The sequence below is a fragment of the Streptomyces sp. NPDC003284 genome (genome assembly GCF_053589675.1).
Window position 1 is genome coordinate 78,804 of sequence record NZ_JBSFSI010000016.1, and the last position, 22,852, is coordinate 101,655.

The 22,852-nt window shown below is 72.9% G+C and carries 25 protein-coding genes; 15 read left to right on the forward strand and 10 right to left on the reverse strand.

Annotation, left to right across the window (positions count from 1 at the left end; translation table 11 throughout):
* The first annotated feature begins 107 nt into the window (after positions 1–107).
* From ACWDYF_RS28230 to ACWDYF_RS28245, 4 genes are all read left to right on the forward strand, one after another.
* Positions 108–1,211, forward strand: coding sequence for a peptidase C39 family protein (locus tag ACWDYF_RS28230; protein ID WP_389469318.1), 1,104 nt, complete (start codon positions 108–110; stop codon positions 1,209–1,211).
* A 195-nt stretch (positions 1,212–1,406) separates the two neighbouring features.
* Positions 1,407–2,240: a tat (twin-arginine translocation) pathway signal sequence gene (locus ACWDYF_RS28235; protein WP_389469320.1), complete on the forward strand. Its 834-nt coding sequence runs from the start codon at positions 1,407–1,409 to the stop codon at positions 2,238–2,240.
* 230 nt (positions 2,241–2,470) lie between these two features.
* Positions 2,471–2,920: a universal stress protein gene (locus tag ACWDYF_RS28240; protein WP_381744523.1), complete on the forward strand. Its 450-nt coding sequence runs from the start codon at positions 2,471–2,473 to the stop codon at positions 2,918–2,920.
* Positions 2,917–4,041, forward strand: coding sequence for an adenylate/guanylate cyclase domain-containing protein (locus ACWDYF_RS28245; RefSeq protein ID WP_381744524.1), 1,125 nt, complete (start codon positions 2,917–2,919; stop codon positions 4,039–4,041). The genes ACWDYF_RS28240 and ACWDYF_RS28245 overlap by 4 nt, the downstream gene beginning before the upstream one ends.
* 137 nt (positions 4,042–4,178) lie before the next feature.
* On the opposite strand, the gene ACWDYF_RS28250 is transcribed toward ACWDYF_RS28245, so the two are convergent.
* The gene (locus ACWDYF_RS28250) at positions 4,179–4,571 is read right to left on the reverse strand and encodes a VOC family protein (RefSeq protein WP_381744525.1); all 393 of its coding nucleotides are present in this window, start codon (positions 4,569–4,571) and stop codon (positions 4,179–4,181) included.
* A 180-nt stretch (positions 4,572–4,751) separates the two neighbouring features.
* Positions 4,752–5,213, reverse strand: coding sequence for a DUF2269 family protein (locus ACWDYF_RS28255; RefSeq protein ID WP_389469324.1), 462 nt, complete (start codon positions 5,211–5,213; stop codon positions 4,752–4,754).
* Between the two features lie 410 nt (positions 5,214–5,623).
* Here ACWDYF_RS28255 and ACWDYF_RS28260 point away from each other — a divergent pair, with 410 nt between their 5' ends.
* The 7 genes from ACWDYF_RS28260 to ACWDYF_RS28290 all read left to right on the forward strand — a co-directional run bounded on the left by ACWDYF_RS28260 (position 5,624) and on the right by ACWDYF_RS28290 (position 12,906).
* The gene (locus ACWDYF_RS28260) at positions 5,624–6,562 is read left to right on the forward strand and encodes a GlxA family transcriptional regulator (RefSeq protein ID WP_381744527.1); all 939 of its coding nucleotides are present in this window, start codon (positions 5,624–5,626) and stop codon (positions 6,560–6,562) included.
* 172 nt (positions 6,563–6,734) lie between these two features.
* On the forward strand, positions 6,735–6,989 hold the full coding sequence (locus ACWDYF_RS28265; protein ID WP_381744528.1) for a hypothetical protein: 255 nt from the start codon (positions 6,735–6,737) through the stop codon (positions 6,987–6,989).
* Positions 6,989–9,277, forward strand: a complete 2,289-nt coding sequence (locus ACWDYF_RS28270; RefSeq protein ID WP_389469328.1) for a heavy metal translocating P-type ATPase — start codon at positions 6,989–6,991, stop codon at positions 9,275–9,277. Before ACWDYF_RS28265 ends, ACWDYF_RS28270 begins: the two co-directional genes overlap by 1 nt.
* Positions 9,274–9,804: a copper chaperone PCu(A)C gene (locus ACWDYF_RS28275; RefSeq protein WP_389469331.1), complete on the forward strand. Its 531-nt coding sequence runs from the start codon at positions 9,274–9,276 to the stop codon at positions 9,802–9,804. The genes ACWDYF_RS28270 and ACWDYF_RS28275 overlap by 4 nt, the downstream gene beginning before the upstream one ends.
* Before the next feature lie 195 nt (positions 9,805–9,999).
* Positions 10,000–11,073 (forward strand): ABC transporter substrate-binding protein, encoded by a 1,074-nt coding sequence (locus ACWDYF_RS28280; protein ID WP_389469332.1) that lies wholly within the window; start codon positions 10,000–10,002, stop codon positions 11,071–11,073.
* 65 nt (positions 11,074–11,138) lie between these two features.
* Positions 11,139–12,104, forward strand: coding sequence for a FecCD family ABC transporter permease (locus ACWDYF_RS28285; RefSeq protein ID WP_389469335.1), 966 nt, complete (start codon positions 11,139–11,141; stop codon positions 12,102–12,104).
* 7 nt (positions 12,105–12,111) lie between these two features.
* Entirely contained in the window at positions 12,112–12,906 is a 795-nt protein-coding gene (locus tag ACWDYF_RS28290) for an ABC transporter ATP-binding protein (RefSeq protein WP_389469339.1), read from the forward strand.
* Between the two features lie 28 nt (positions 12,907–12,934).
* On the opposite strand, the gene ACWDYF_RS28295 is transcribed toward ACWDYF_RS28290, so the two are convergent.
* Positions 12,935–13,150 carry a heavy-metal-associated domain-containing protein gene (locus ACWDYF_RS28295; protein ID WP_389469341.1) on the reverse strand — a complete coding sequence of 72 codons (216 nt, stop codon included), beginning with the start codon at positions 13,148–13,150 and terminating at the stop codon, positions 12,935–12,937.
* 267 nt (positions 13,151–13,417) lie between these two features.
* Between ACWDYF_RS28295 and ACWDYF_RS28300 the strand changes: the two genes are divergently transcribed.
* Positions 13,418–14,191 (forward strand): hypothetical protein, encoded by a 774-nt coding sequence (locus ACWDYF_RS28300; protein WP_389469344.1) that lies wholly within the window; start codon positions 13,418–13,420, stop codon positions 14,189–14,191.
* A 174-nt stretch (positions 14,192–14,365) separates the two neighbouring features.
* Entirely contained in the window at positions 14,366–14,965 is a 600-nt protein-coding gene (locus tag ACWDYF_RS28305) for a sigma-70 family RNA polymerase sigma factor (RefSeq protein WP_037890764.1), read from the forward strand.
* A 99-nt stretch (positions 14,966–15,064) separates the two neighbouring features.
* Here ACWDYF_RS28305 and ACWDYF_RS28310 read toward each other — a convergent pair whose 3' ends face one another.
* The 7 genes from ACWDYF_RS28310 to ACWDYF_RS28340 all read right to left on the reverse strand — a co-directional run bounded on the left by ACWDYF_RS28310 (position 15,065) and on the right by ACWDYF_RS28340 (position 21,451).
* On the reverse strand, positions 15,065–15,214 hold the full coding sequence (locus ACWDYF_RS28310; RefSeq protein WP_018567806.1) for a hypothetical protein: 150 nt from the start codon (positions 15,212–15,214) through the stop codon (positions 15,065–15,067).
* Positions 15,215–15,313: 99 nt separating this feature from the next.
* Positions 15,314–15,520 carry a hypothetical protein gene (locus ACWDYF_RS28315; protein WP_018567807.1) on the reverse strand — a complete coding sequence of 69 codons (207 nt, stop codon included), beginning with the start codon at positions 15,518–15,520 and terminating at the stop codon, positions 15,314–15,316.
* A 68-nt stretch (positions 15,521–15,588) separates the two neighbouring features.
* Positions 15,589–16,179: a DUF5947 family protein gene (locus tag ACWDYF_RS28320; RefSeq protein WP_037890766.1), complete on the reverse strand. Its 591-nt coding sequence runs from the start codon at positions 16,177–16,179 to the stop codon at positions 15,589–15,591.
* A complete protein-coding gene (locus ACWDYF_RS28325; RefSeq protein ID WP_389469348.1) occupies positions 16,176–16,745 on the reverse strand; it encodes a NifU family protein in 570 nt (189 codons plus the stop codon). Before ACWDYF_RS28325 ends, ACWDYF_RS28320 begins: the two co-directional genes overlap by 4 nt.
* Entirely contained in the window at positions 16,738–18,537 is a 1,800-nt protein-coding gene (locus ACWDYF_RS28330) for a nickel-dependent hydrogenase large subunit (RefSeq protein ID WP_389469350.1), read from the reverse strand. The genes ACWDYF_RS28325 and ACWDYF_RS28330 overlap by 8 nt, the downstream gene beginning before the upstream one ends.
* A gap of 55 nt (positions 18,538–18,592) precedes the next feature.
* Positions 18,593–19,681, reverse strand: a complete 1,089-nt coding sequence (locus ACWDYF_RS28335; protein WP_389469352.1) for an NADH-quinone oxidoreductase subunit B family protein — start codon at positions 19,679–19,681, stop codon at positions 18,593–18,595.
* Positions 19,682–19,873: 192 nt separating this feature from the next.
* The gene (locus tag ACWDYF_RS28340) at positions 19,874–21,451 is read right to left on the reverse strand and encodes a hypothetical protein (protein ID WP_389469355.1); all 1,578 of its coding nucleotides are present in this window, start codon (positions 21,449–21,451) and stop codon (positions 19,874–19,876) included.
* Between the two features lie 327 nt (positions 21,452–21,778).
* Between ACWDYF_RS28340 and ACWDYF_RS28345 the strand changes: the two genes are divergently transcribed.
* Together ACWDYF_RS28345 and hypA are read left to right on the forward strand one after the other, a co-directional pair.
* Entirely contained in the window at positions 21,779–22,318 is a 540-nt protein-coding gene (locus ACWDYF_RS28345; protein WP_389469357.1) for a hydrogenase maturation protease, read from the forward strand.
* Between the two features lie 143 nt (positions 22,319–22,461).
* Positions 22,462–22,851, forward strand: coding sequence for a hydrogenase maturation nickel metallochaperone HypA (hypA, locus tag ACWDYF_RS28350; protein WP_389469360.1), 390 nt, complete (start codon positions 22,462–22,464; stop codon positions 22,849–22,851).
* The last annotated feature ends 1 nt before the right edge of the window (position 22,852 follow it).

Below are 22,852 nucleotides of genomic sequence, written 5' to 3' on the forward strand. Positions count from 1 at the left end.
CCGACGCAGACACGCCGCAGCGAGACCCGTCGCGGCGAATCCCGTCGCGACGAGACACACCACAACGAGACACACCACAACAGGAAACAGCACAGCAGGAACCACCCGTGAAGAAGAGCACCGTGGACCAGCGCATCGTCCTCCCGTTCGTGCCCGACGCGCCGCCGCCCCCGCTGCGGCGGCTCGGCCCCCCTGACGTACTGGAGCGCTGGCGCACGACCGACCGCGCCTCCCAGGCCCCGCACCTCGTGGCCGTCCCGGACGGCGACGGCGAGGCGTGGAGCGCCGCCGCGCTGGTGACGGCGCGCCCGCACGCGTCCTATCTGAAGATCGTCGACGCGGTCGGCGACGTCCCGGCCGCCGTCGCCGCGGTCCTCGCCCACGCACGCCGCCAGGGACTCGCGCAGGTCAAGTGGGAAGGCTGGACGGCGAGTCCCGAGACCGCCGCCGCAGCGGGCTTCACCCCGCTGCGCCCCCCGCTCGCGCAGGCCGCGAACGCGGTGGGTCCCGAGACCGGCTACGTCCGCTGGCTGGCCGGTGACCCGGTGGCCGAGCCCCCGTACTACGGCCAGACCACGCACTTCACCTGCGGCGCGGTCACCGCCCTGGTCGCACAGGCGCATGCGGGCGCGCTGCCGCGGGAGGCCCTGGACCGCGAGCGGGAACTGACACTGTGGCGCGGCGCGACCAACTTCCCCGCGTGCGAACCCGTCGGACTGGGGGTCGCGGTGCGCCGGGCGTGGCCGACGTCCCCCGTCACGATCCACCTCGACACGGACCGGCCCGTCCTGCTCGACCATCACCCGGAGCACGAACGGGAATGGCGCGCCCTGCTCCAGCACGCCTCACGGACGGACGCCGAGCGGACCGGCGTCCCGGTCGACCCGCGCCACCTCCCCATGGCGGAGATCCGGAACGTGCTCGGCCGAGGGGAACAGGTGCTGCTCCTGGTCTCGCTGGCCGCGATGCTGGGCTTCGACGTCCCCCACTGGGTGCTGTGCCACGGGACCGTCCCCGGCGCCGTCGTGATCGAGGACCCCTGGACCAACGCGGCCACGGGCGACACCTGGCTCGACGCACATCTGCTGCCCGTCCCCGACGCGTCCCTCGACGCGATGTCGGAGCTCGCGCCGGACGGCTTCCGCGGGGCGGTGACGATCGGCGCACCGCAAGGGCGTTGCTCGCCCACGTCCGAGGGCTCCGTCCGCTGACACCGACGCTTCCCCCGCTTCCCCGGTCGCCGCCCGCCGCAGGCGCTTCTGGTAGGGCTGTCCCCACCCCCGGACGGTGGTCCGCACCAGGGTCCGCGGCCCGCCTCGGCCGATACCGTGACGTCACTCGCGGCGAAGCGCGCGGAACGTCTCCGGCCCGGCGGGCCGGCCCCATGCGGACAGGAAAGCCCCTCGATGTCGATTGCCTCCCCCTCCCCACGTCTTCTCCCCGCGCTCTCCCGGCGCGGCATCACCGGGCTGAGTGTGCTGTCCGGTTTCCTCGTGGTGGCGTTCCTCCTCGCCCCCAACGCGCTGGCGCGGACCTCCGTCAACACCGAGAACGTCGCCCGCGTCTTCCGCGGCGGATTCGTCACGTACTGGAGATCGGGCGACAGCCGGTTCACCGGCGATCTGGACGGCGCGGTCACCTACTGGTTCCACTACCACTTGGTCAAGGCCGCCGTCTCCGTCCTGCTGCTCCTCAGCCTCGGCCTGCTGAGCGCCGTCCTGTGGAACGCCTTCCGCCGCAGCGGCGGCCGCGTCCGCGCCGCCTCCGCCACCGGGACCGGGCTGCTCGCGCTGGTCGCCCTGGTGGCCGCGATGGCCAACGTCCAGGGAGCGGCGGCCCCGTTCGCCTCGCTGCTCCCGATGCTGACCAGCGGATCCCCCCGTGGTGAACTCGCCGCCACCCTCGCCCAGGTCCAGCAGCGACTGCACGACGACCCGGGAGCGTACGGCCGTACGTCGCAGCCCCTGGACGCCATGGTCTCCCAGTTCGCCGTCTACCACGCCGTCCTGGCCGCTCTCGCCGCGGCCGTGGCGCTCGCGTTCCTCGCCGCGAGTGTGCCCGCCTGGCGCACCCTCCGGCGGTCCGCCCCGGTCGACCGGCGTGTGCGGCGCATGGCGGCCTGGCTCGGCGGCTCCAGCGTCGTGCTGGCCTTCACGTTCGCCGTCCTCGTCTTCGCCAACGCCAAGAACGCGCTGGACTCGACCGGGGCCCTGACAGCCTTCTTCGGCGGGCCGTGGTGACATCGACCGGCAGAACGCTCCGCACCACCGGCGAGCACTTCGCCGGTGGCGGCGCTACTGCGCCCGGTGGGCGGCGGCGACGTCCAGGACCCAGGTGACCCCGAAGGGGTGCCCACCGGTGTGCTGTTGGCAACAGCACGTCCGTCCCCCGTGTCGCACCCCTTGCCCGACGAGTCGGCCGCATCCTATTTTACTCCGCAGTAAGTTTACTTAGGAGTAAGGGGATTGCCTTGGCCGCCTATCGCACTGTCCTGGTCGGCACCGACGGCTCGGAGTCGTCGTTCGCCGCGGTCGAGAGGGCGGCCCGGCTCGCCGCCGCCTGCGGGGCCGAACTCGTCGTCGCCTGCGCGTACACGCCCCTGCGCGGCCCCGAACTCGACCTGGCCAAGGACCAGTTGGGAGCCGAGGCATATCAAGTGGTGGGCTCCGCGCCCGCCGAGGACACCCTGCGCATCGCCAGGGACCGGGCCCGCGCGCAGAAGGCGCCCCATGTGCGGACGGTCGCGGTGCGGGACGAACCGGTCGCCGCGCTCGTGCGGGTCGCCCAAGAGTGTTCGGCCGATCTCCTGGTCGTCGGGAACCGGGGACTGCGCTCGCTCGCCGGCCGCATCCTGGGATCGGTCCCCGCGGACGTCGCCAGAAAAGCCGGGGTCGACGTGCTGATCGTCCACACCACATGAGTGCGGCAGAGCAGACGGAGGAACCCGGCACTCCCTCCGGCATCGACGAACTGCAACGCAGCGTCGAGGCGTTGCTGCTCGGCGGCGGCCGCACCTGGACGAGGCGGGAGGTCGCCGAGCGGGTCGGGACAGGGGCCGAGCGCACCGTGGAGATCTGGCGCGCGCTCGGGTTCCCCGTGGTCGACGACGACGCGCGCGTGTTCACCGACGCCGACATCGAGGCGCTGCGCGCGGGGGAGCGGATGATCGGCGCCGGACTCATCACCGCGCAGAGCGAGGCGATGATGGCACGCGCCCTCGGACACCATCTGTCCCGCCTCGCCGAGTGGCAGGTGTACACCCTCTGGTCCTGGATGAACCGCGCAGCGGACGCGCCCCTGGACGGAGGGGAGTTGATGGCCCGCGCGGCGGCACTGCTGCCGGAGATGGAACTGGTGCAGCGGCATGTGTGGCGCCGCCATCTCGCGGCCTACGCCGAACGGATGCTCGCCGAGGCGGAGGAGACCGGTCCGGCACGAGGACCGGCACGGGGGAAGGACGAGCCGGACGGCCCGCCCTGGGGCGAGGCGGTGCCGCCCGGCGAGGGTGCCGACGTCCGCGACCTGGCGGTGGGGTTCACCGACATGGTCGGCTACACGCGCATGACCCGTGGACTGGAGAGCGGCGAACTCCTCAAGGTCCTCGACCGGTTCGAGAGCCTGACCGGCGACGTGGTCGCCGACGGCCGGGGCCGGGTGGTGAAGACCATCGGCGACGAAGTGCTCTTCACGAGCGAATCGGCGTCCGCGGCCGCCGACATCGCCCTGGAACTCACCGCCCGCGCCGAGGCGGAGCGGATACTGCCGGACGTGCGGACCGGGCTGGCCCACGGCGCCGTCCTCACCCGCTTCGGCGACGTCTACGGGGCCGTGGTGAACATCGCGGCCCGGCTCACCGCGGTGGCACGCCCCGGCACCGTCCTCGCCGACACGGCGTTCGCCGGGGAACTCGCGGGGGAGGAGGCGTACGAACTCAAGGTGCTCCGCCCGGTGTCGGTGCGCGGGTACAGCAGACTGCGCCCGGTGCTGCTGCGCCCGGCCCCGGCCCACCCCGCCAAGAGCCCGGGAAGCGGCGGCCGGTGAGGACGTCCACCCGCCGTACCCGGCGCGTCAGGTGGTGGGCGTACACGGGGTACGCGCGGACATGAGGAAGGAGGTGCGCGGCGTGCCGTGCACCAGCACGGGCGGCCCCCCGCTGCCCGGGCAACGCCACGCCGCGCTCAGCCCTGCTTGGGGGCCGTGATGGGCATCAGCCGCATTGTGAAGGAGTGACCGGCCGGATCGGCGTACCCGCGCTCCTCGTACGGGCCCGCCGGATCCTTGGTCTCGACCGGCCGGCCGCCGAGGCCCACCACCCGCCGCTCGGCCTCGTCCATGTCCTCGACGTAGAACACCAGATGGGCCTGGAGGGAGTTCTCCGGGCGCGGCCAGCTGGGCGAGGTGGCGTTCAGGTCACGGCGGAAGGCCAGCCGCAAGCCGTCGGCGCCGCGCACCTCCACCAGGTTGGCGGAGGCCTCCGTCTGTTCCCCCTCCAACAACTGCTCGTAGAACGCGGAGAGTTTCTCGGGTTCGGCGCAGTCGAGGACCACGACACCCGCCTTCACCACTGCCATGCTTCCTCCCAGGGACGGTCTGCTTCTACGGATGTCCGCTGCCGCCGGATTCAGTCCGCGGACGGCGGCGTGAGTCCGCCGCCCGGCCGCCCGGCCGCCGGACGCCGTCCGCGCCGGGCGCCAGGTCGTGATCACCACGGACAGGCAGGCGCAGCCGGCGCGGCGCACGGAGACGTACGGTCACACTCCCGTGGTGGAACCGGGCCGGATGATCATCAGCACCGTGACGGCGGCCCAGAGCAGGTTGAAGACGCCGGTGACCATGGCGAACCGACCGGGCTCCCAGAGGGGTCGATCCGGTGGGACGTCCCCCTCCGTCCCGGCCAGCGCCCGCTCCTGGGCGGGCAGGATCAGCAGGCCCAGGACACCGGCGGCCGCCGCGGTCAACAGGATCGAGACGATCAGCCAGGCGTCGCCGAGGACACCGAGACCGCCGGCCGTGGCGAGGCCGAAGAGGGGGACCGCGACGCCGATGCCCGCGTAGACCCGGCAGACGCGGTGCAGTGTCCGCAGGGTCGTGAGGGCGTCCTGATCGCCGGGAGCGCGGCGCAGCGCCGCGGGAAACATGCTCGCGGCGACGGTGACCGGCCCGACGGTGACGAGGGCGGCGAGCACATGCAGGGACAGGAGGAGTTTGTTCACGCCCGCTGCTCCAGCGCGGACCGGTTCCGGTCAGGACGCCGCTGTGGATGGGGGAGTTCGACCGCAGCCTCCCACTGGCGGATCGGGGTGGGGAGGGAGAGGTGCCAAGTGCTCTGGACGGACATGCCGATGTTCTTTCTGACGGATCGTTGCAGGCAGGGGCGGAGCCCGAGGCCCGGCCCCGAGGCGAACAGGACGGTCCGGATGTGCATGGAGGTGTTCCTTCGGAGGTGTTCCGGCTGTGCTGCCACAGCAGTCAACCCTCCGCCGGTCCGCTCGCCCAGTGGCACAAGTGACAGGCTTCGACGAGAAAACGCCAGGGGCTTCCCAGGGCTTTCGGAGTGCGGTGACCTGGACCCATCCGGGCACCGGCCCGGGATCACCGTTCCGTGAGGAGATAGGTTCCGGTCATGCACACCGTCGCGGTTCTCGCGCTGGATCAGGTGATCCCGTTCGACCTGTCCACCCCGATCGAGGTCTTCTCCCGGACGCGTCTGCCCGACGGGCGGCCCGGCTACCGGGTCCGGGTGTGCGCCGAGCGCGACGAGACCGACGCCGGGGCCTTCACCCTGCGCGCCCCCTGGGACCTGGCGGTCCTCCAGGACGCGGACACCATCGTCGTGCCGGGCGTCGCCGACGTCACCGCCCCGCTCTCTCCCGCCGTGCACGACGCGCTGCGGTCGGCGGCTGCCCAGGGCACGCGGATCGCCTCCCTCTGCGTGGGCGCCTTCCCCCTGGCCGCCACCGGGCTCCTCGACGGGCTGCGCGTCACGACCCACTGGCGGGCGGCCGGGCGACTGGCCGAACTCCACCCGGACATCGAGGTCGACCCGGACGTCCTCTACGTGGACAACGGCCAGTTCCTCACGTCGGCCGGCGCCGCCGCCGGCCTGGACCTGTGTCTGCACATGATCCGCCGCGACTACGGCTCCGCCGTCGCCGCCGACGCCGCCCGGCTGTCGGTGATGCCTCTCGAACGGGAGGGCGGGCAGGCGCAGTTCATCGCCCATGACCACGTTCCCGTGCCGCGGGGCTCCGAGTGGGACGCGCTGCTCGCCTGGCTGCGGGAGAACCTCGCCCGCGATCTCACCCTGGCCGACATCGCCGAACGGGCCGGGACCAGCACCCGCACCCTGATCCGGCGCTTCCGCGACCAGACCGGCACCACCCCGCTGCAATGGCTGCACCGAGCCCGCGTCCGCCAGGCACAGCACCTCCTCGAAACCACGGAGCACTCCGTCGAACGCATCGGCGGCCAGGTCGGCTTCGGGTCGTCCACCACCTTCCGCGACCGCTTCAAGCGCACCACCGGTGTCAGCCCGCAGACCTACCGGCGCGCGTTCGGCTGAGCCGGGGCGGGGCAGCCGCCGCCCGACCGGGCGGGCGGCACCCCGAGACCGGCACGGAACCTGGTGACGCACCTCACGTGGGGTGCCGGGAGCGGGACCGCTCGTGTGTCCGACTACTGACAGGACACCGCGGAACACCGCGCTTCCCCGGGCCGTGCGATCAGGAGCCACCGTGAGCCAAGTCCCCCGAGCCGACAGCGGCTTCCCCCCTTCCGCCGATGCCCGGGGACGGCGCGGGGCACCGCCGGCCGCCCTGTGCGGCTTCGTTCTTCTGCTGGCACTGATGTCCGGTGCCGCGTACGCCGTCGGGCACAGCGTGGGCCCGGTCGCGCCGGGCATGCACGGGACCGGGAGCGGCGGATCAGACGGCCGGGACGGCTCCGGTGACATGGGCGGCATGACCATGGAGCACGGGAGCGGCGGCTGATGGGCGCCGGAACCGTGCCGTCCCTGACGGTCACCGACATCGCGGTCGGCGGGATGACGTGCGCCGCGTGCGTACGGCGGGTGGAGAAGAAGCTGGCCGGGCTCTACGGGGTCGTGGCGAGCGTCAACCTCGCGACGGGCAGCGCCCGGGTCAGCCACCCGGCGGACATCAGCCCGCTGCGACTGGTGGCGGCCGTTCGACAGGCCGGATACACGGCGCGGCTCCCCGATCCGGGGACCGGGGAAGGACGGGACGGCGACGAGCGGTCCGACGCGGAGCGTGCCGAACGGCAGCGGCTCGTGGTCGTGGCCCTGCTGTCGCTCCCGGTGCTCGTCCTGTCGATGGTGCCGCCGCTGCAGTTCCGCGACTGGCAGTGGCTGTGCTTCGTGCTGGCCGCGCCGGTCGCCCTGTGGGGTGCGTGGCCCTTCCACGCGCGGGCGGTGCGCGGGGCCCGGTACGGCGCGGCGACGATGGACTCCCTGGTCTCGCTCGGGGTGGCCGCCTCGTTCACCTGGTCGGCGTACGCGCTGTTCCTCGGCGGCGCGGGCCGGGCCGGGATGCGGATGCCGTTCACCCTGGTGCCGTCCGGCTCCGACGGGGTCGCGCACCTGTATCTGGAGGCGGCGGTCGGGGTGCCGCTGTTCGTGCTGACGGGGCGGTTCCTGGAGGCGCGTGCGCGACGGGGCACAGGGGCCGCGCTGCGGTCGCTGGCCCGCCTCGGCGCCAAGGACGTCGCGGTCCGCGAAGGCCGCGGCGAGCGGCTCGTCCCGATCGGGGAACTGAGGGTGGGCGACACCTTCCTGGTACGCCCGGGAGAGCGCGTCGCGACCGACGGGGTGGTGGTGGAGGGGAGTTCGGCGGTCGACCAGGCTCTGGTGACCGGCGAGAGCGGGCCGGTGGAGGTGGGGCCGGGAGAACGCGTGATCGGTGGCGCCGTCAACGCGGGCGGGCGGCTCCTCGTCAGGGCCACCTCGGTCGGGGCGGACACCCGACTGGCGCGCATCGCCCGCTCGGTGGCCGACGCGCAGGCCGGGAAGGCCCGTGCCCAGCGCCTCGCGGACTCCGTCGCCGGAGTGTTCGTGCCGGTGGTCCTCGCGCTCGCGGTGACGACGCTGGGCTTCTGGCTGGGTGCGGGAGCGGGGGCGCAGGCGGCGGTCACCGCGTGCGTGGCGGTGCTGGTGGTGGCGTGTCCGTGCGCGCTGGGGCTCGCCACGCCCACCGCTCTGCTGGCCGCGACCGGCCGGGGAGCGCAACTGGGCGTGCTGGTGACCGGGCCACGAGCGCTGGAGGGGCTGCGGCACATCGACACCGTGGTGCTGGACAAGACCGGCACGCTGACCTCGGGACACATGAGTGTCGCCGCCGTCACCGTGATACCGGACGGACCCGCGCGGGAGGAGGTGCTGAGGCTGGCCGCGGCGGTCGAGGACGCGTCCGAGCACCCGGTGGGCCGCGCGATCACCGCGCACGCGGTGGGTGGGCCGGCCGCCGGGACCCTGCCCGCCGTACGGGACTTCGAGGCGGTACCCGGCTTCGGGGTCCGCGGCCGGGTGGAGGAACGTCTCGTGGAGGTGCGCACCGTCACCGGTGATCTCCCCGACGCGCTCGTGGACGCCCTGCGCTGCGCCGAGAAGGCCGCGCACACCGCCGTACAGGTGTGTGTCGACGGCGCGCCCGTGGCACTGATCGCGGTGGGGGACGTGGTCCGCGCGGGCAGCTACCGGGCCGTGGACCGGCTGCGCCGACTGGGTGTGCGTCCGGTCCTCGCCACCGGCGACCGCGAGGCCCCGGCCCGAGCGGTCGCCGCGGAACTGGCCATCGGCACCGTCCACGCCGCCTGTTCGCCCGAGGACAAGGCGGCGCTGGTCACCGCCCTGCGGGCCGAGGGGCACCGGGTGGCCGTCGTGGGCGACGGCGTGAACGACGCGGCGGCGCTCGCCTCCGCCGACCTGGGGATCGCGATGGGCGCGGGCACGGACGTGGCGATCGGCGCCGCGGACGTGACGCTGGTGCGCGCCGACATCGAGGCGCTGGCCGACGCGGTCCGCCTGTCCCGTACGACACTCGCCACGATCCGCGCCAATCTGGTGTGGGCGTTCGGCTACAACGCCGTCACCGTGCCGCTTGCCATGGTCGGCCTGCTCGATCCGATGCTCGCCGCCGCGGCGATGTCGGTCAGCTCGGTGCTGGTGGTCGCCAACAGCCTGCGGCTGCGCACCTGGCAGCCCGTGCCCGCCGCCGCCCGCAGAACGCACACGTCCCGGCAGCGGGCGAGGAGCGACCGGTGAGCGTATCCGCACCCGGGACCGCGTCGGCTGCCACGACGGTGCGGCGCCTGAGGGCGTCCGCCCTCGCCGCCGCCGCTCCCGTGGCCGCGTGCCTGGTCGCGCTCGGCGCGCTGACCCTCTGGACCACGCTCGGCTGCGCCGGTTCGCCTCCCGACCTCGGCGTGACCCGGGCCCGCGTCTTCCGGCCGACCGGCGGCACCCCGGACACGGCCGCGTTCTTCCGCATCACGAACCAGGGTGGCGCGGCGGACGAGCTCGTCGAGGTGACGGCGCCGTCGGTGCCCGACGGCATCGCGCTCAGCCGCCACCGGATGACACCGGACGGCGCGGCCTACCGGGACCCGGCCGACCGGCTGTCCGTGCCCGCCCGCGGCACGCTGGACATGTCACCGCTGTCGAGCGACGTGACCGTGCCCGCGAACCCGAAGTGGCGGGTGGGCGACCGCGTCTGGTTCGAGCTGCGCTTCGCGCACAGCGGCACGGTGCGGGTGCGCGCGCGGGTCGTACGCCCCGGACCGCTCGATTGACGGAATCGCTCCCGCGAACGCACGAACGCGCGATCCCACGAACGCACGCACGCGAACTCACGAACTCACGAACGCACGAATCCGAGCGATCGGCAGGATCGCCTTCTCCCGGGAACTCTTCCCGGGCGCGGCCCGACCACTGATGCGGGAGCCGCCGAACAGCCCCTGCCGTCCGTATGCCGAAGGAGCACACGTATGCCCGCCCCGAGACGACTGGCCGCCGCGGCGGCCGCCCTGGCCCTGAGCCTCACCGCCGCCGCGTGCGGCGGCACATCCGGGACATCGGATACATCGCCCCCTGCGTCTGCGTCAGGCGGCGACGGAACGGCCGCCGGGCGAGGCGCCGCCCCGGCCTCCGGCTACCCCGTGAAGATCGAGAACTGCGGCACGACCCAGGTCTTCGACAAGGCGCCCAGCCGGGTCGTCGTGATGAACGGCGCCTCCGTCGCCGAGGTCTCGACGCTGCTCGCACTCGGCCTCGGCGACAGGATCGCCGCGAACCAGCAGTCGTACGGCATGTCCGAGGTACCCGGCCGCGCCGAGGCGATCAAGAAGCTGCCGACCGGTGGCGTCCGGCAGAACGACGCCTTCGGCGTCCCCCGTGAGTCGATGATCGGACTGCGCCCCGACCTCGTCCTGTCGACGACGTCGTACGGCTTCGACGCCAGGAACGGATTCGCCACCCGCGACGAACTGAAGAACGTCGGTGCGCGCACCTACATATCTCCCCAGGGCTGCCACGACGAGAATTCGCGGCTCACCATCGAGGACAGCTACCGCCTGCTGCGCGACATGGGGCGCATCTTCCACGTGTCCGGCCGTGCGGAGCGGATCATCGCCGCCTCGCGCAGGCACATCGACGCCGTCTCGGCGAAGGTGAAGGGCAGGAAGAAGCCGAACGTCATGATGCTGTTCACGAACATGACGATGGGCAGCAACGACTTCAGCGCCGTCGTGGCCAAGGGAATCTACAACGACATCCTCGGTAGGGCGGGCGCCACCAACGTCTTCGAGAACGCGTCGAAGACATCGTTCGCCGACCTCAGCAAGGAGAAGGTGGCGGCCACCGACGTCGACGCGCTCGTCGTCATCGCCTACCAGGACCCGGACCCCGCGGCCTACGCCGAGAAACTGTTCAAGGAGTTCCCCCAGTGGCCGGCCGCGAAGAACCACACGTACGTGACGCTGTCCGACTCGATCTATCTGAGCCCCGACAACGATCTGGCCGTGGAGCGCCTCGCGAAGAAGCTCCACCCGGAGGCGTTCTGACGTCACCGGACCGCCACCGGGCCGTCCTCGCGCTCTGCGTCCTTCCGGTCGCCCTGCTGGCCGTCATGCTGGTGGCCGTCAGCATCGGCGCGGTCGGCGTCCCGCTGGGCGAGGTGTGGCGGATCGTCTGGCACCACGTCACCGGCCTCGGACCGGCGTCCGACGACATCGCGACCGACCAGATCGTCTGGACGTTCCGCACCCCGCGCGTCGTTCTCGCGGCCCTCGCCGGAGCCGGACTCGCCCTGTCCGGCGGGGTGCTCCAGACCGTGGTCGCCAACCCGCTGGCCGACCCCACCGTGCTCGGCTTCTCCTACGGCGCCACCCTCGGCGCCGTCCTCGTCATCACCCTGGGCGGCGGAGCGGCCCTGTACGGCCTCGGTGTCCCGGCCGCCGCGTTCGCCGGATCGGTCGTCGCGGGTGCGCTCGTGTTCCGGCTCGGCCGGCGCCACGGCCGGATGGCCCCCACCCGGCTCGTCCTGGCCGGGGTGGCGATCGGCTACGTCTTCCTGTCGGCCACCAGCTACATCCAGCTCCGGGCGACGCCCACCGAACTGCGCACCGCCATGTTCTGGATGCTCGGCAGCGTGGCCGGCGCGCACTGGCACCAACTGCCCGCCGTCGCCACGGTCGTCGTCGGTTCCACCGTGCTGCTCACCCTGTTCGGCCGTCGGCTCGACGTGCTCCTCGCCGGGGACGAGACCGCCACCTCCCTGGGAACCGACGTCAACCGGCTCCGTACGGTCCTGCTGCTGCTGAGCGCGCTGCTCACCGGCTCGGTGATCGCGGTCGCGGGCGGCATCGGCTTCGTCGGCCTGATGGTCCCGCACCTGGTACGGCTCACCGTCGGCGCCGGCCACCGCAGACTCCTGCCGCTGTCGGCCCTGCTCGGCGCCGTCCACCTGGTCCTCGTGGATCTGCTGTCCCGCACGCTGAACCGCCCCGACGAACTCCCGCTGGGCATCCTCACCGCGCTCCTCGGCGCCCCGTTCTTCCTGTGGCTGCTGCACCGCGACAAGGGTCTGGACTGAACACACGATGCGTCTCACCGTCGACCATCTCCACGTCACGCTCGACCGGCACCCGATCCTCCACGGCGTGGAACTGGAGGCCCGTCCGGGTGACCTCGTCGGTCTGGTCGGGCCCAACGGAAGCGGCAAGTCGACGCTCCTGCGCGCCGTCTACCGCTCCCTGCGGCCCGACGGCGGTGCGGTCAGGGTGGGCGGTGAGGATGTCTGGGGGCTGAGCCCCCGCGCCGCCGCTCTGCGTACCGCCGCCGTCCTCCAGGACGGTACGGCGGGCACCGGCGGGCTCACGGTCACCGAGACCGTCGCCCTGGGCCGCGCGCCCCACCACGGACTGCTGGGACGTGACGGACCGGGGGACCGCAACGCCGTCGAGGACGCCATCGACCTGTGCGCCGTACGCCACCTCGCCCACCGCGACCACGCGTCACTGTCCGGCGGCGAACGCCAACGGGTGCTGCTGGCCAGGGCACTGGCCCAGCAGCCCCGTCTGCTGGTGCTGGACGAGCTGACCAACCACCTCGACATCCGCGCCCGGTTCGAGCTCCTGCACCTGATCCGCTCCACCGGCACCACCACGCTCGCCGTCCTGCACGACCTGGACCTCGCGGCACGCTTCTGCGACCACCTCGTCGTGCTGGACCGGGGTGTCGTCGTGGCCGCCGGTCCCGTGCTCGACGTGCTCACCCCGGCCGTGCTCGCCGAGGTCTTCGGTGTGTCGGCGTCCGCGCGCCGCGAGGCCGACGGCGTGGTCAGGATCAGCTACGCCGCCGAACCGCTGGCCTCCGCGTCCCCGGCGCCGCGCTGAACTGATGGACAGGGACCGTACGCCTCCCTCAGACAGCGACCGAGGAAGCCGCCTCGTACCCGGCGCGCTCGATGGCGGAGCGCAGCAGCGTGTCGTCGAGACTCGTCCCGGTCACCCGTACCGTGTCGCTCTTGAGGTCGACGGACACCTCGGTGACGCCGGGGACGGCGTTCACCTCCGCCGTGACACCGGCGGCGCAGTGCCCGCAGGTCATGCCGCTGACGCGGTAGTCGATTCGATTCATGGCGCAACTCCTGGAACGGGGAGACATCCGTGCGTCTCCGGCTGTGTGCGTGCGGGTCCGGCTCTCGGCCGGCCCCGGTCCTCCACGAGTCGGCCGGGACCGCGCCCCGGTTCCCCTGTGTCGCGGGTGTCACTCCGACGGGCGAGACCGGACGCCGGGCGCCCGCCGCGTGTGTCCGGCGCGGTGTTCCGGACAGGTATCTGGCCGATCGGGTGTCTTCCCCACCCGGTACGGCACGGTGCGCGCGGAGGGTGCCAAGATGTCGCCGTGTCCGTCAGCCGGGTGTCACGCCTCTCGCGCGCCGCGATGTTCGCGGCCGTGTGTGTCGTGCTCGCCGCCGCGGGCCATGTACTGATGTCCGGCTCCCCGCTGCCGTGGCCGGTACTGGCCCTGGCTCTCCTCGGTACGGCCCTGGCCGGCTGGGCGTTCGCCGGAAGCGAGCGCCGCCGGGGCACGGTGGTCGTGCTGACGCTCGCGGTGCAGACGTGTCTGCACGTCGTGTTCACTCTGGCCCAGTCGGCCGCGCGTGGGTCCGCGGCGCCCGGCACCCCGTCGGTGAGCCCCCAGGAGTGGGCCCGCCACATGCTGTGCGGCGACCCGTCGCCCGAAGTGGCGGCCCGCGCATACGACTTGGCGGTCCGGACCGGGCTCACCCACGGCACGCCCGTGCCGTCGTCGCACGGACACGGCGCGATGGCACACGACATGGCGGGAACGGCGGGCCCGGCGGCCATGGCCGGCATGCACCACATGGGTGGCATCTCGGGTACGGCTTCATGGGGCATGCTCGCTGTCCACGTGCTGGCCGCCCTGGTGTGCGGTGTGTGGCTGGCCCAGGGGGAGCGCGCGGTGTTCCGCGTCCTGCGGGCCGTGGCCGACCGGACCTTCGTACCGCTGCGGCTGGTCCTCGCCGTACTGCCGGCCGCCCAGGTGCCCTCGCCGCCCCGTCGTGCCGTCGCCGCCGTGCGACGCCTGCGCGCGCGGCTGCTCGTCCACACCCTCACCACCCGAGGTCCCCCGGGAGCGCGCACTGTCGCATGACAGTCCGTGCCACGCGTCCGGCGGCCGAGCGCTGCCCGGATGCGCCCCCGTGCACGCTCCCTGAAGCGGCACGGCTTTTCCTCCGCCTTCCCGCGACGCGCCTCAGGTCTCCGGACACCTGTGCCGTCGGCCTGTCGTGCGCGCCCAGCGGGATCCGAGAAGGGACCTCGGGCCATGACTCCTGCCCTGCCCGCGGTGGCCGACGACACGGTCACCGCCATCGCCCTCGCCGCCGCGCGCGGTGACGGCGACGCCAGCGAACGCTTCGTGCGCGCACTCCAATGGGACGTGCGCCGTTTCGTGACCTACCTCGCCAAGGACGCGCAAGCGGCGGACGACCTCACCCAGGACACGTTCCTGCGCGCCCTGTCGAGCCTGCACCGTTTCGAGGGCCGGTCGTCGGCCCGTACCTGGCTGCTGTCCATCGCACGCCGTGTGGTGGCCGACAGCCTGCGGCAGGCCGCCGTACGACCCCGGATCGCCGACACGGCCGACTGGCAAGGCGCCGCCGAGCGGTCCCAGCCCCAGGGGCTGCCCGGCTTCGACGACGGTGTCGCCCTGATGGAGCTGGTCGACGGGCTGCCGCCGGACCGGCGGGAGGCCTTCGTGCTCACCCAGCTCCTCGGTCTGTCCTACGCGGAGGCCGCCGCGTTCGGCGGGTGCCCGGTCGGCACCGTGCGCTCGCGCGTGTCACGAGCGCGTTGCTCCTTGGCGAGCTGCCTCACCGACGTCCCCCCGGCACCGGAGGACGTCACCGAACTGGTCACCGCCTGACGCCGCCCCGCACCGGGCCGGCCCCCCTCGCCTCCCCGCTCGGGCACGAGGCCGGGGCGCCGGTCCGACCGGCGCCCTTCGGGTCTCTCCGGGCGGGACCTAGCGGGCGCCCCGGGCGGCGCCGCGGAAGCCGACCATGCGGAAGATGCGCAGCTCACGCCGTACTCCCGGCAGCTCGGAGATCAGCAGGGCCAGGACGGCGCCGCCCAGCAGCACCGCCTCAGCCGTCAGAATCCGTTTGGCCGTCATGGCCTCTCCCTGCTCGCTCGTGTCAGTGACGCCCTTACGTGTGACGCCCTTACGTGTGACGCCTTTACGTGTGACGCCCTTATGTGTCCGGTCCTCCGGTCACCCCGGGGAAAGGTCCGGCATGACCTCCATGACCGTGTCGTGCTGCTTCCAGTGCACCCCGGTGGACCTGCGCGCGTCGGAGGTGCCGTCCTCGTGGTGTCCGGGCTGCTTCCGGTACGGGCCCGCGTTGCCCTGCCGGATACCGGAGACATGACTGGCGGTGTCGGGCCGCACATCGGGCTTGCCGATCCTGATCTCGCCCATGACATGTTCCTTCCTGTCGGATCTGCCGGGCTCCGGCGCCCGCGGGACGAGCGGGCCGCCTGTTCCGTTCACGGCCGTTCGGTCAGCTCCGTGAAGAACTGCTCGACGGCGGGCCACACCCGGCCGCCGCCGGACAGGCCCCGCCATTCCCGGCGTACCAGCGCGACCAGCCGGTAGCAGTCGTCGACCGGCACGATCCAGTGGTGGCGCAGCTCGCGGGCGGTGTTCACCAGCAGCGCCTCCACCTCGGGTGCCACGGAGGCGAGATCGTTACACCGCGCGACCGCCTCCCGCCAGGCCGCGGGATCCACCTCCCAGCGGGTGGCCCCCGCCGGGCTCGGGTAGTGCGCCGACACGGTGCCGTCCGCCCGGGGCACGAAGAAGGCCAGCCCCACGGGCACCCCGAGCGGCCCGGTCTCGACCGGCGGCAGCCGCAGTCGGCGCCGCCGGATCAGCCGGTAGTGACCGTCACCGGCCTCCTTCTCCGCGAACAGCAGCGAGCACGCCTGGCAGGCGCACAGCGCTTCCTCGCGGCCGGTGTCGTACAGATGGCGGTGGTCGGCGGCGACGGGCTCGCTGCACAGGTCACAGCGCTCCTCCGGGCCGCCGGTGGGCCGGTCGGCGGACGAGCGGATGAGCCGGGCCAGCGTGCCGGTCACGACACGCCCTGGCGCTGGTCCGGCCGGCGCGTCAGCGCCTCCAGGGGGACGAACGCGCCCGCGCCGGCCTCCGGCACCTGCTCGACCGCCGTCAGTTCCGGTGCCGCCGTCAGCACGGCCTCCCGGACGGCCTCCTCGACGCCGGCGGACGCGGACCCGCAGCCGGATCCGCAGCCGGGGGTCTTCAGCCGGATCCGGGCGGCCCGCTCGTCGACGTCGATCAGCTCCACGTCGCCGCCCCGCTCCTGGAGGACCGGGCGCAGCCGCTCCACGGCGCGGGCGGCCCGGCGCGCGGGCGGCTCCGGGTGGATGCCGTGCAGCACCAGCAGATGACCGAGCAGCTCGTCCGCGGCCAGGTGTCCGGTGAGCGCGTGGTCCGCGTGGTCCAGGACCCTGGCCAGGGCCTCGCCGTACACCTCGGTGAGCGCGCGTACGGCGTCCACGGCCGCGTGGGCCGTGGGGCCGGGTGCGTGCTCGACCTTCTCCAACAGCTCGTCGACGCGTGCGATCCGTGCCGCGACCTCGCCGTCGCCGAGCCGCGGCGGCGTGCGCACCGGCTCAGCCATGGGAGGCCCCGTACATGGGGGAGTGCTGGGTGGTGAGCGTCTTGCCCTTGCCGAGATACATGTGCACCCCGCAGGGCAGACAGGGGTCGAAGCTGCGGACGGTGCGCATGATGTCGACACCCTTGAAGTCGTCCGGACCGTTCTCCTCGAAGATCGGCTGGCCCTGGACGGCGTCCTCGTACGGCCCCGGAGTGCCGTAGCTGTCGCGGGGGCTGGCGTTCCACGGGGTCGGCGGATACGGATGGTAGTTGGCGATCTTCTTGTCCTTGATGACCAGATGGTGCGAGAGCACCCCGCGCACGGCCTCGTGGAAGCCGCAGCCGATCGCCTCGTCGGGTACCTCGAAGTTCTCGAACACCTTGGTCTGCCCGGTCCGCACCAGTCCCATCGCCTCCTCCAGGAACTGGAGCGCCATCGCGGCGGCGTAGGCGACGAAATAGGGGCGGGCGCGGTTGCGTTCGATGGTGTTGCTCCACCGGGGGACGCGCCACTCCAGCGTGGTCTCCGGGAGCTTCTCGCTGCGGGGCAGCGAGATCTTGACGCTCTGCCCGGTGGCCTTGATGTACGGCGTGTCGACCAGGCCGTTCAGCGCGGTCGACCACAGGCGGGCGAGCGGGCCGCCGCCGGTGTCCAGGGCCAGGTGGTCGCCGCTCCTGCTGTCGTACCACCGCGGGCTCATGACCCAGCTGTAGGTGGAGTCGAAGTCCCGCTTCTGCGGCAGCGGCACCGTGGTCTGGTTCCACGGGTGGCGCATGTCGACGGGGTTGCCGAGCGGGTCGTGGGTGACGAACGGCTCCTGACCGGCCCAGTCCTCGTAGTAGGAGCTGCCCAGCAGGATGCGCATGCCGAGGTTGATGTCGACGAGGTTGTTGGTGACCAGCTTGCCGTCGACGATGATGCCGGGGGTGACGTACATCGCCTTGCCCCACTCGTTCATCGTCTCGTAGCGGTAGTCGACGACGTCGGGGTTCTGCCAGGCGCCCCAGCAGCCGAGCATGATGCGGCGGCGGCCGACCTCCTCGTAGCCGGGCAGGGCCTCGTAGAAGAAGTCGAAGACGTCGTCGTTCATCGCCACGGCCTGCTTGACGAAGTCCAGGACCCCCATCAGCCGGGACAGGTAGTCGGTGAACGTGCTGGGCTGCGGCATCGTGCCGACGCCGCCCGGATAGAGCGTCGACGGATGGACGTGCCGGCCCTCCATCAGGCAGAACATCTCCCGGGTGACCCGGCTGATCTTCAGGGCCTCCTTGTAGACCTCGCCCTCGAACGGGTTGAACGCCCGCATGATGTCGGCGATCGTCCGGTAGCCGTGCACCTGGCCGCGCGGTGCCTCGGTGCGCTCCGCGCGCGCCAGGACACCGGGGTTGGTCGCCTTGACCATCGCCTCGCAGAAGTCCACGAAGACCAGGTTGTCCTGGAAGATGGTGTGGTCGAACATGTACTCGGCCGCTTCGCCGAGATTGACGATGTGCTCGGCCAGCGGCGGCGGCTTGACGCCGTACGCCATCTGCTGGGCGTAGTCGGAACACGTCGTGTGGTTGTCGCCGCAGATGCCGCAGATGCGCGAGGTGATGAAACCGGCGTCGCGCGGGTCCTTGCCCTTCATGAAGACCGAATAGCCGCGGAACAGCGACGAGGTGGAGCGGCACTCCACCACCTCGCGGTTGGCGAAGTCGATCTTCGTGTAGATCCCGAGGTTGCCGATGATCCGGGTGATCGGGTCCCAGTTCATGTCCACGATCTGCGGAGGTTTCCGCCCGGCGGTACCGGCCCGGTCCTCGGTTGTGGTCATGTGTGTTCCTGCCCTCGCTGCTCGGTGCGGTCGTCGGTCGGTGCGGCGCGCGGTCTCACGCGCGCCAGTACGGGTCGTAGCCGGAGGTCAGTGCCGGCTCGTTGCGGCGCCACTTGGGCTCGCGGTTGACGGCGGCGTTGGTGATGCCGCGCATCCGCCGGATGAAGGCGCCGTACGGCTTGATGAGGAGGGACGACAGGCTGCCGCCCGCGGGCTCGTCCATGAACGGCATGAAGGTGTCCGGGAATCCGGGCATGGTGCAGCCGATGCAGATGCCGCCCACGTTCGGACAGCCGCCGATGCCGGACATCCAGCCGCGCTTGGGCACGTTGCAGTTGACGACCGGTCCCCAGCAGCCCACCTTCACCTGGCACTTGGGGGAGTTGTAGTCCTTGGCGAAGTCGGCCTGCTCGTAGTAGGCGGCGCGGTCGCAGCCCTCGTGCACGGTCCGCCCGAACAGCCACTGCGGGCGCAGCATGTGGTCCAGCGGGGGCGGCGGCGCGGTGCCCGCGGCGTGGTGGAGGACCCAGACGAGGGTCTCCATGAAGTTCTCCGGCTGGATGGGGCAGCCGGGGACGTTGACGATCGGCAGGCCGCCCTGCGACCTGAACTCCCAGCCCAGGTAGTCGGCCAGCCCCATCGAGCCGGTGGGGTTGCCCGCCATGGCGTGGATGCCGCCGAACGTCGCGCAGGTGCCCGCGGCGACCACCGCCCACGCCTTCGGGGCGAGCCGGTCGATCCACCAGTTCAGCGTGAGCGGCTCGCCCGTCACCTCGTCGTTGCCGAAGGAGGTCCAGTACCCGTCGCCCTGGATGATGTCCTGGTTCGGGACCGAACCCTCGATGACCAGGATGAACGGCGCCACCTCGCCGCGCAGCGCCGCGCGGAACGGGGCCAGGAACTCCTCGCCGCCCAGGGTGGGCGAGAGGACCTTGTTGTGCAGGTTCACCTTGGGCAGACCGGGAACGAGGCCCAGGACCAGGTCCTCGATGGCCGGCTGACCGGCCGCGGTGAGCGAGACGGTGTCGCCGTCGCAGCTCATGCCCTCGGAGATCCACAGGATGGTGACCTCGTCGAAGCCGCCGTGCTCCCCGGACCCGCCCGGTCCGGGCGCCGCGTCGTGTGTGCTGCTGTCGCTGCTCATGCTGTGGGCCTCCGTTCCGGTCGGTCCCGGCGCCGGTCGCAGGCCGCGGGCACCGGTGCCACGAGGATGGGCGCGGACGACGGGTCCGGCGCGCCGGGGTGCGGACGGCCCGCCGCGGCCTGCTGCGGGTCCCGTCCCGGGTGCCCGGCCTGTCGAAGCCGCCCGGCCGTCCGGTGATCAGGCTTCAGCGTCTCAGGGGCAGCCATCGGGCCGTCCTCTCCCCGGCCCGTCGGCCGGTGGTCCGAGCGGCTCGACCTCGTCGGGCCGGAAGTGGTGGTAGCGGCCGTACCAGCTGTTCAGCTCCGCCGCGGGATCGTCGTCCAGCGTGACGGCGAGATGCACGCTGCCGTCCACGTCGTGGAGGACCGCCGCGACCTCGGCGGTCCGGCCGACCAGGAACATGTCCTGGGCGTCGGCGCCCCGGCCGCGCGGGCGCAGCCGCACCCGGCTGCCGCCCCGTACGGGGGTCCCGTCGACGAGAACCGTGTCGGTGGTCGGCGACAGTCCGTCGTCGGCGCCCTCCTGCCACCACACCACCCGGCCGGCGGGGGCCCCAGCCGGTGCCACCGGCCGGGTTGCGGACGGGGCCGGGGCCGGGGCCGGGGTCGGCTCCAGTGAGCGGATGGCGCCGTGCAGCCGCGTGAGGATCTCCGGCGGCATGGTCTCGACCCGGTCGAGGATCCGGGCGGCACGCGGGTCGGTGGCACGTGCCTCGCGCTTCTCCTCGTCGGTCAGCAGCAGGGTGCGCAGCGTCAGGATCTCGTCGATCTCCGCGGCGTCGTGGAGATCACCCGGACTCTCGGGCGCCACCTGCGGGTGATCGGGGAGGATGATCGGCGCCGACAGCACGGCGTCCGCGGCGGACCCGTCCCCGGCACCGGTGCCCGCGGCACCCGGGGCGCGACGACCGGCCGTGGGCGGCTCGCCGCCGAGCACGGGGAACGTGAACGCGTTGCGGCACGCACGGGCGTGGAGCCGCAGCTCCTCCGGCGGGTCGATCAGCGAGACGAACCGCACACCGTCTCCGCCGACGAGCGTGTGCGCGGCGATCAGCGCGGTGCGCAGCGCCTCGCCGCGAGGCACGCCCGGCACCGGAGCGGGGCCCGTGTTCTCGGTACGGATCCGGAGCCGGCAGACGCCGTCGGCGACCCGCTCGGCCACGACACCGGCGCTCGCCCGGACGGCTGCGCGCCGCCGCACCACCCGTCCGGCGCCCCCGGGCAGCGGCTCGACGTCCTCGCCGTCCGGCGCGCCCACCGGGAACACGTTCTCGCGTACCAGCAGGTCGTCGAGCGGGACGACGATCTCGTGCTCGCACGGCACCGCCTCGTCGAAGGTGAGATGCGTCGTGCCGTCATCCGCGCGGATCGACGCGACCGGACGGCAGCGCTCTCCCTCGACGGCCTCCTCGGCCTGCTTGTGCTGCCACTGGAGGTAGCGCACCCGCACCCGCACCACCGCGCCGGGCCGCTCCACGCGCAGCAGACACTCCGTCTGCTGGTACCAGGAGTCGGCGGACCCCGAGATACCGGGCTCGACCGGGCCGTCCCGCTCCACCCAGTCCCGGGGGAAGAGGACGCCGAACTGCCACCGCACCCGGTTCTTGGGCGAGGACCGGCGGTACGGGTAGAGCAGATATCCCTCGTAGAGGACGGCGTCGGCGACGGCACCGAGCTGTTCCAGGGCGCGTCCCGCCCGGTCCGGCGGCAGCGCCGGGGCGGCCGTCGCGCCGGTGCGCGCGCGACCGCCCTCGACCGGAGCCTTCGTCATCCCGCCTCCTCGTCACCGTGCGTGCGCCATTCCTTCCACCACGGTCACTCCGCTCACGCGTTCCCGCCCTTCCAGCGCTGTCGCGTTGAGCCGTTCAGGGGAACGACGGGCGACAGCGGCGGGGGCGCATCCGCGGCGCGCCGGGACCGGCCGCCGGACAGGGCCCGTGCCGTACGCCGCCGGACCGGGGAGGACGGGCGCCCGCGATCCTTCCCGGCGCAGACGGGTGAAGACCGCGCGCAACCAGGTGGTGCGAGGCGCCGGTGCCCCCGCCCCGGAGGATCCTGGCCGCCGTGAGCGTCGTCGTCCTCAGGAGGTGGCCAAGACGTGCGGGTACTCGTGGCAGGCATCGGGAACGTCTTCCTCGGCGACGACGGCTTCGGCGTCGAGGTGGCGCGGCGGCTGCGGATCCGGGGCGGGCTGCCGGAGGGCGTCGAGCTGATGGACGTCGGCATCCGCGGCATGCACCTGGCCTACCGGCTCCTCGACGGCTACGACGGCCTGCTGCTGATCGACACCATGCACGGCGACGGCCCGCCGGGCACGGTCTACCGGATCGAGCACGACCCGGACGCCCCGGCCCGGGGGAGCGGCCTCGACGGACACGGCATGGACCCCGGCTCGGTACTGGCCCTCCTCGGCGAGCTCGCCACCGCCAACGGCGTCCGCCGCCCGGTGGGCCGGATCCTTGTCGTGGGCTGCGAACCGGCCTCGCTGGACGAGCACATGGGACTGTCCGCACCGGTCGCCGCCGCCGTCGGACCCGCGCTCCTGGCCGTCGACGAACTGCTGGCCCTGCTGCTGGAGAGCCCGGCGGAGCGGACCGGCGACAGACCGGACCGATCGGCGGCGCGGCGTGTCACATGAGCACCGAGCCGAGGTCCGGGTCGTAACGTTCCTGTCCTGGCGGTCCGGCAGCGACGCTCGCGCCGGACGATTCCGCAGGTCCCCCTCCCCTTGGCACACCGGCCGGTCCGGCACCGGCCGCCTCACACACCCCGGGAATCCGCATGCACGAGTTGTCGATCGCGATGGCCGTGGTGGAGCAGGTACAGGAAGCCGCGGCGGAGCACGGACACGTTGCCGCCTCGTCCGTGTCCCTGCGGCTCGGGGAACTCGCGGGCGTGGTGCCGCAGGCACTGCGCTTCAGCTTCGAGCTCGCCGCCGCGGGCACCGTCCTGGAGGGCGCCCGGCTGTGCATCGAGCAGGTGCCGGGGCGGGCGCGCTGCGCGAGCTGCGACACCGAGTGGGCCACCGGCGTCCCCCCGTCCCTGTGGTGCCCGGGGTGCCGGGGCTCCGCGGCCGACCTGGTGTCCGGACGGGAACTGCACATCGCCGAAGTCCGATGGACCGTCCGCACCGACCCCCCGGTAACCGCATCGCCCCACGAGGAGAGCTGAC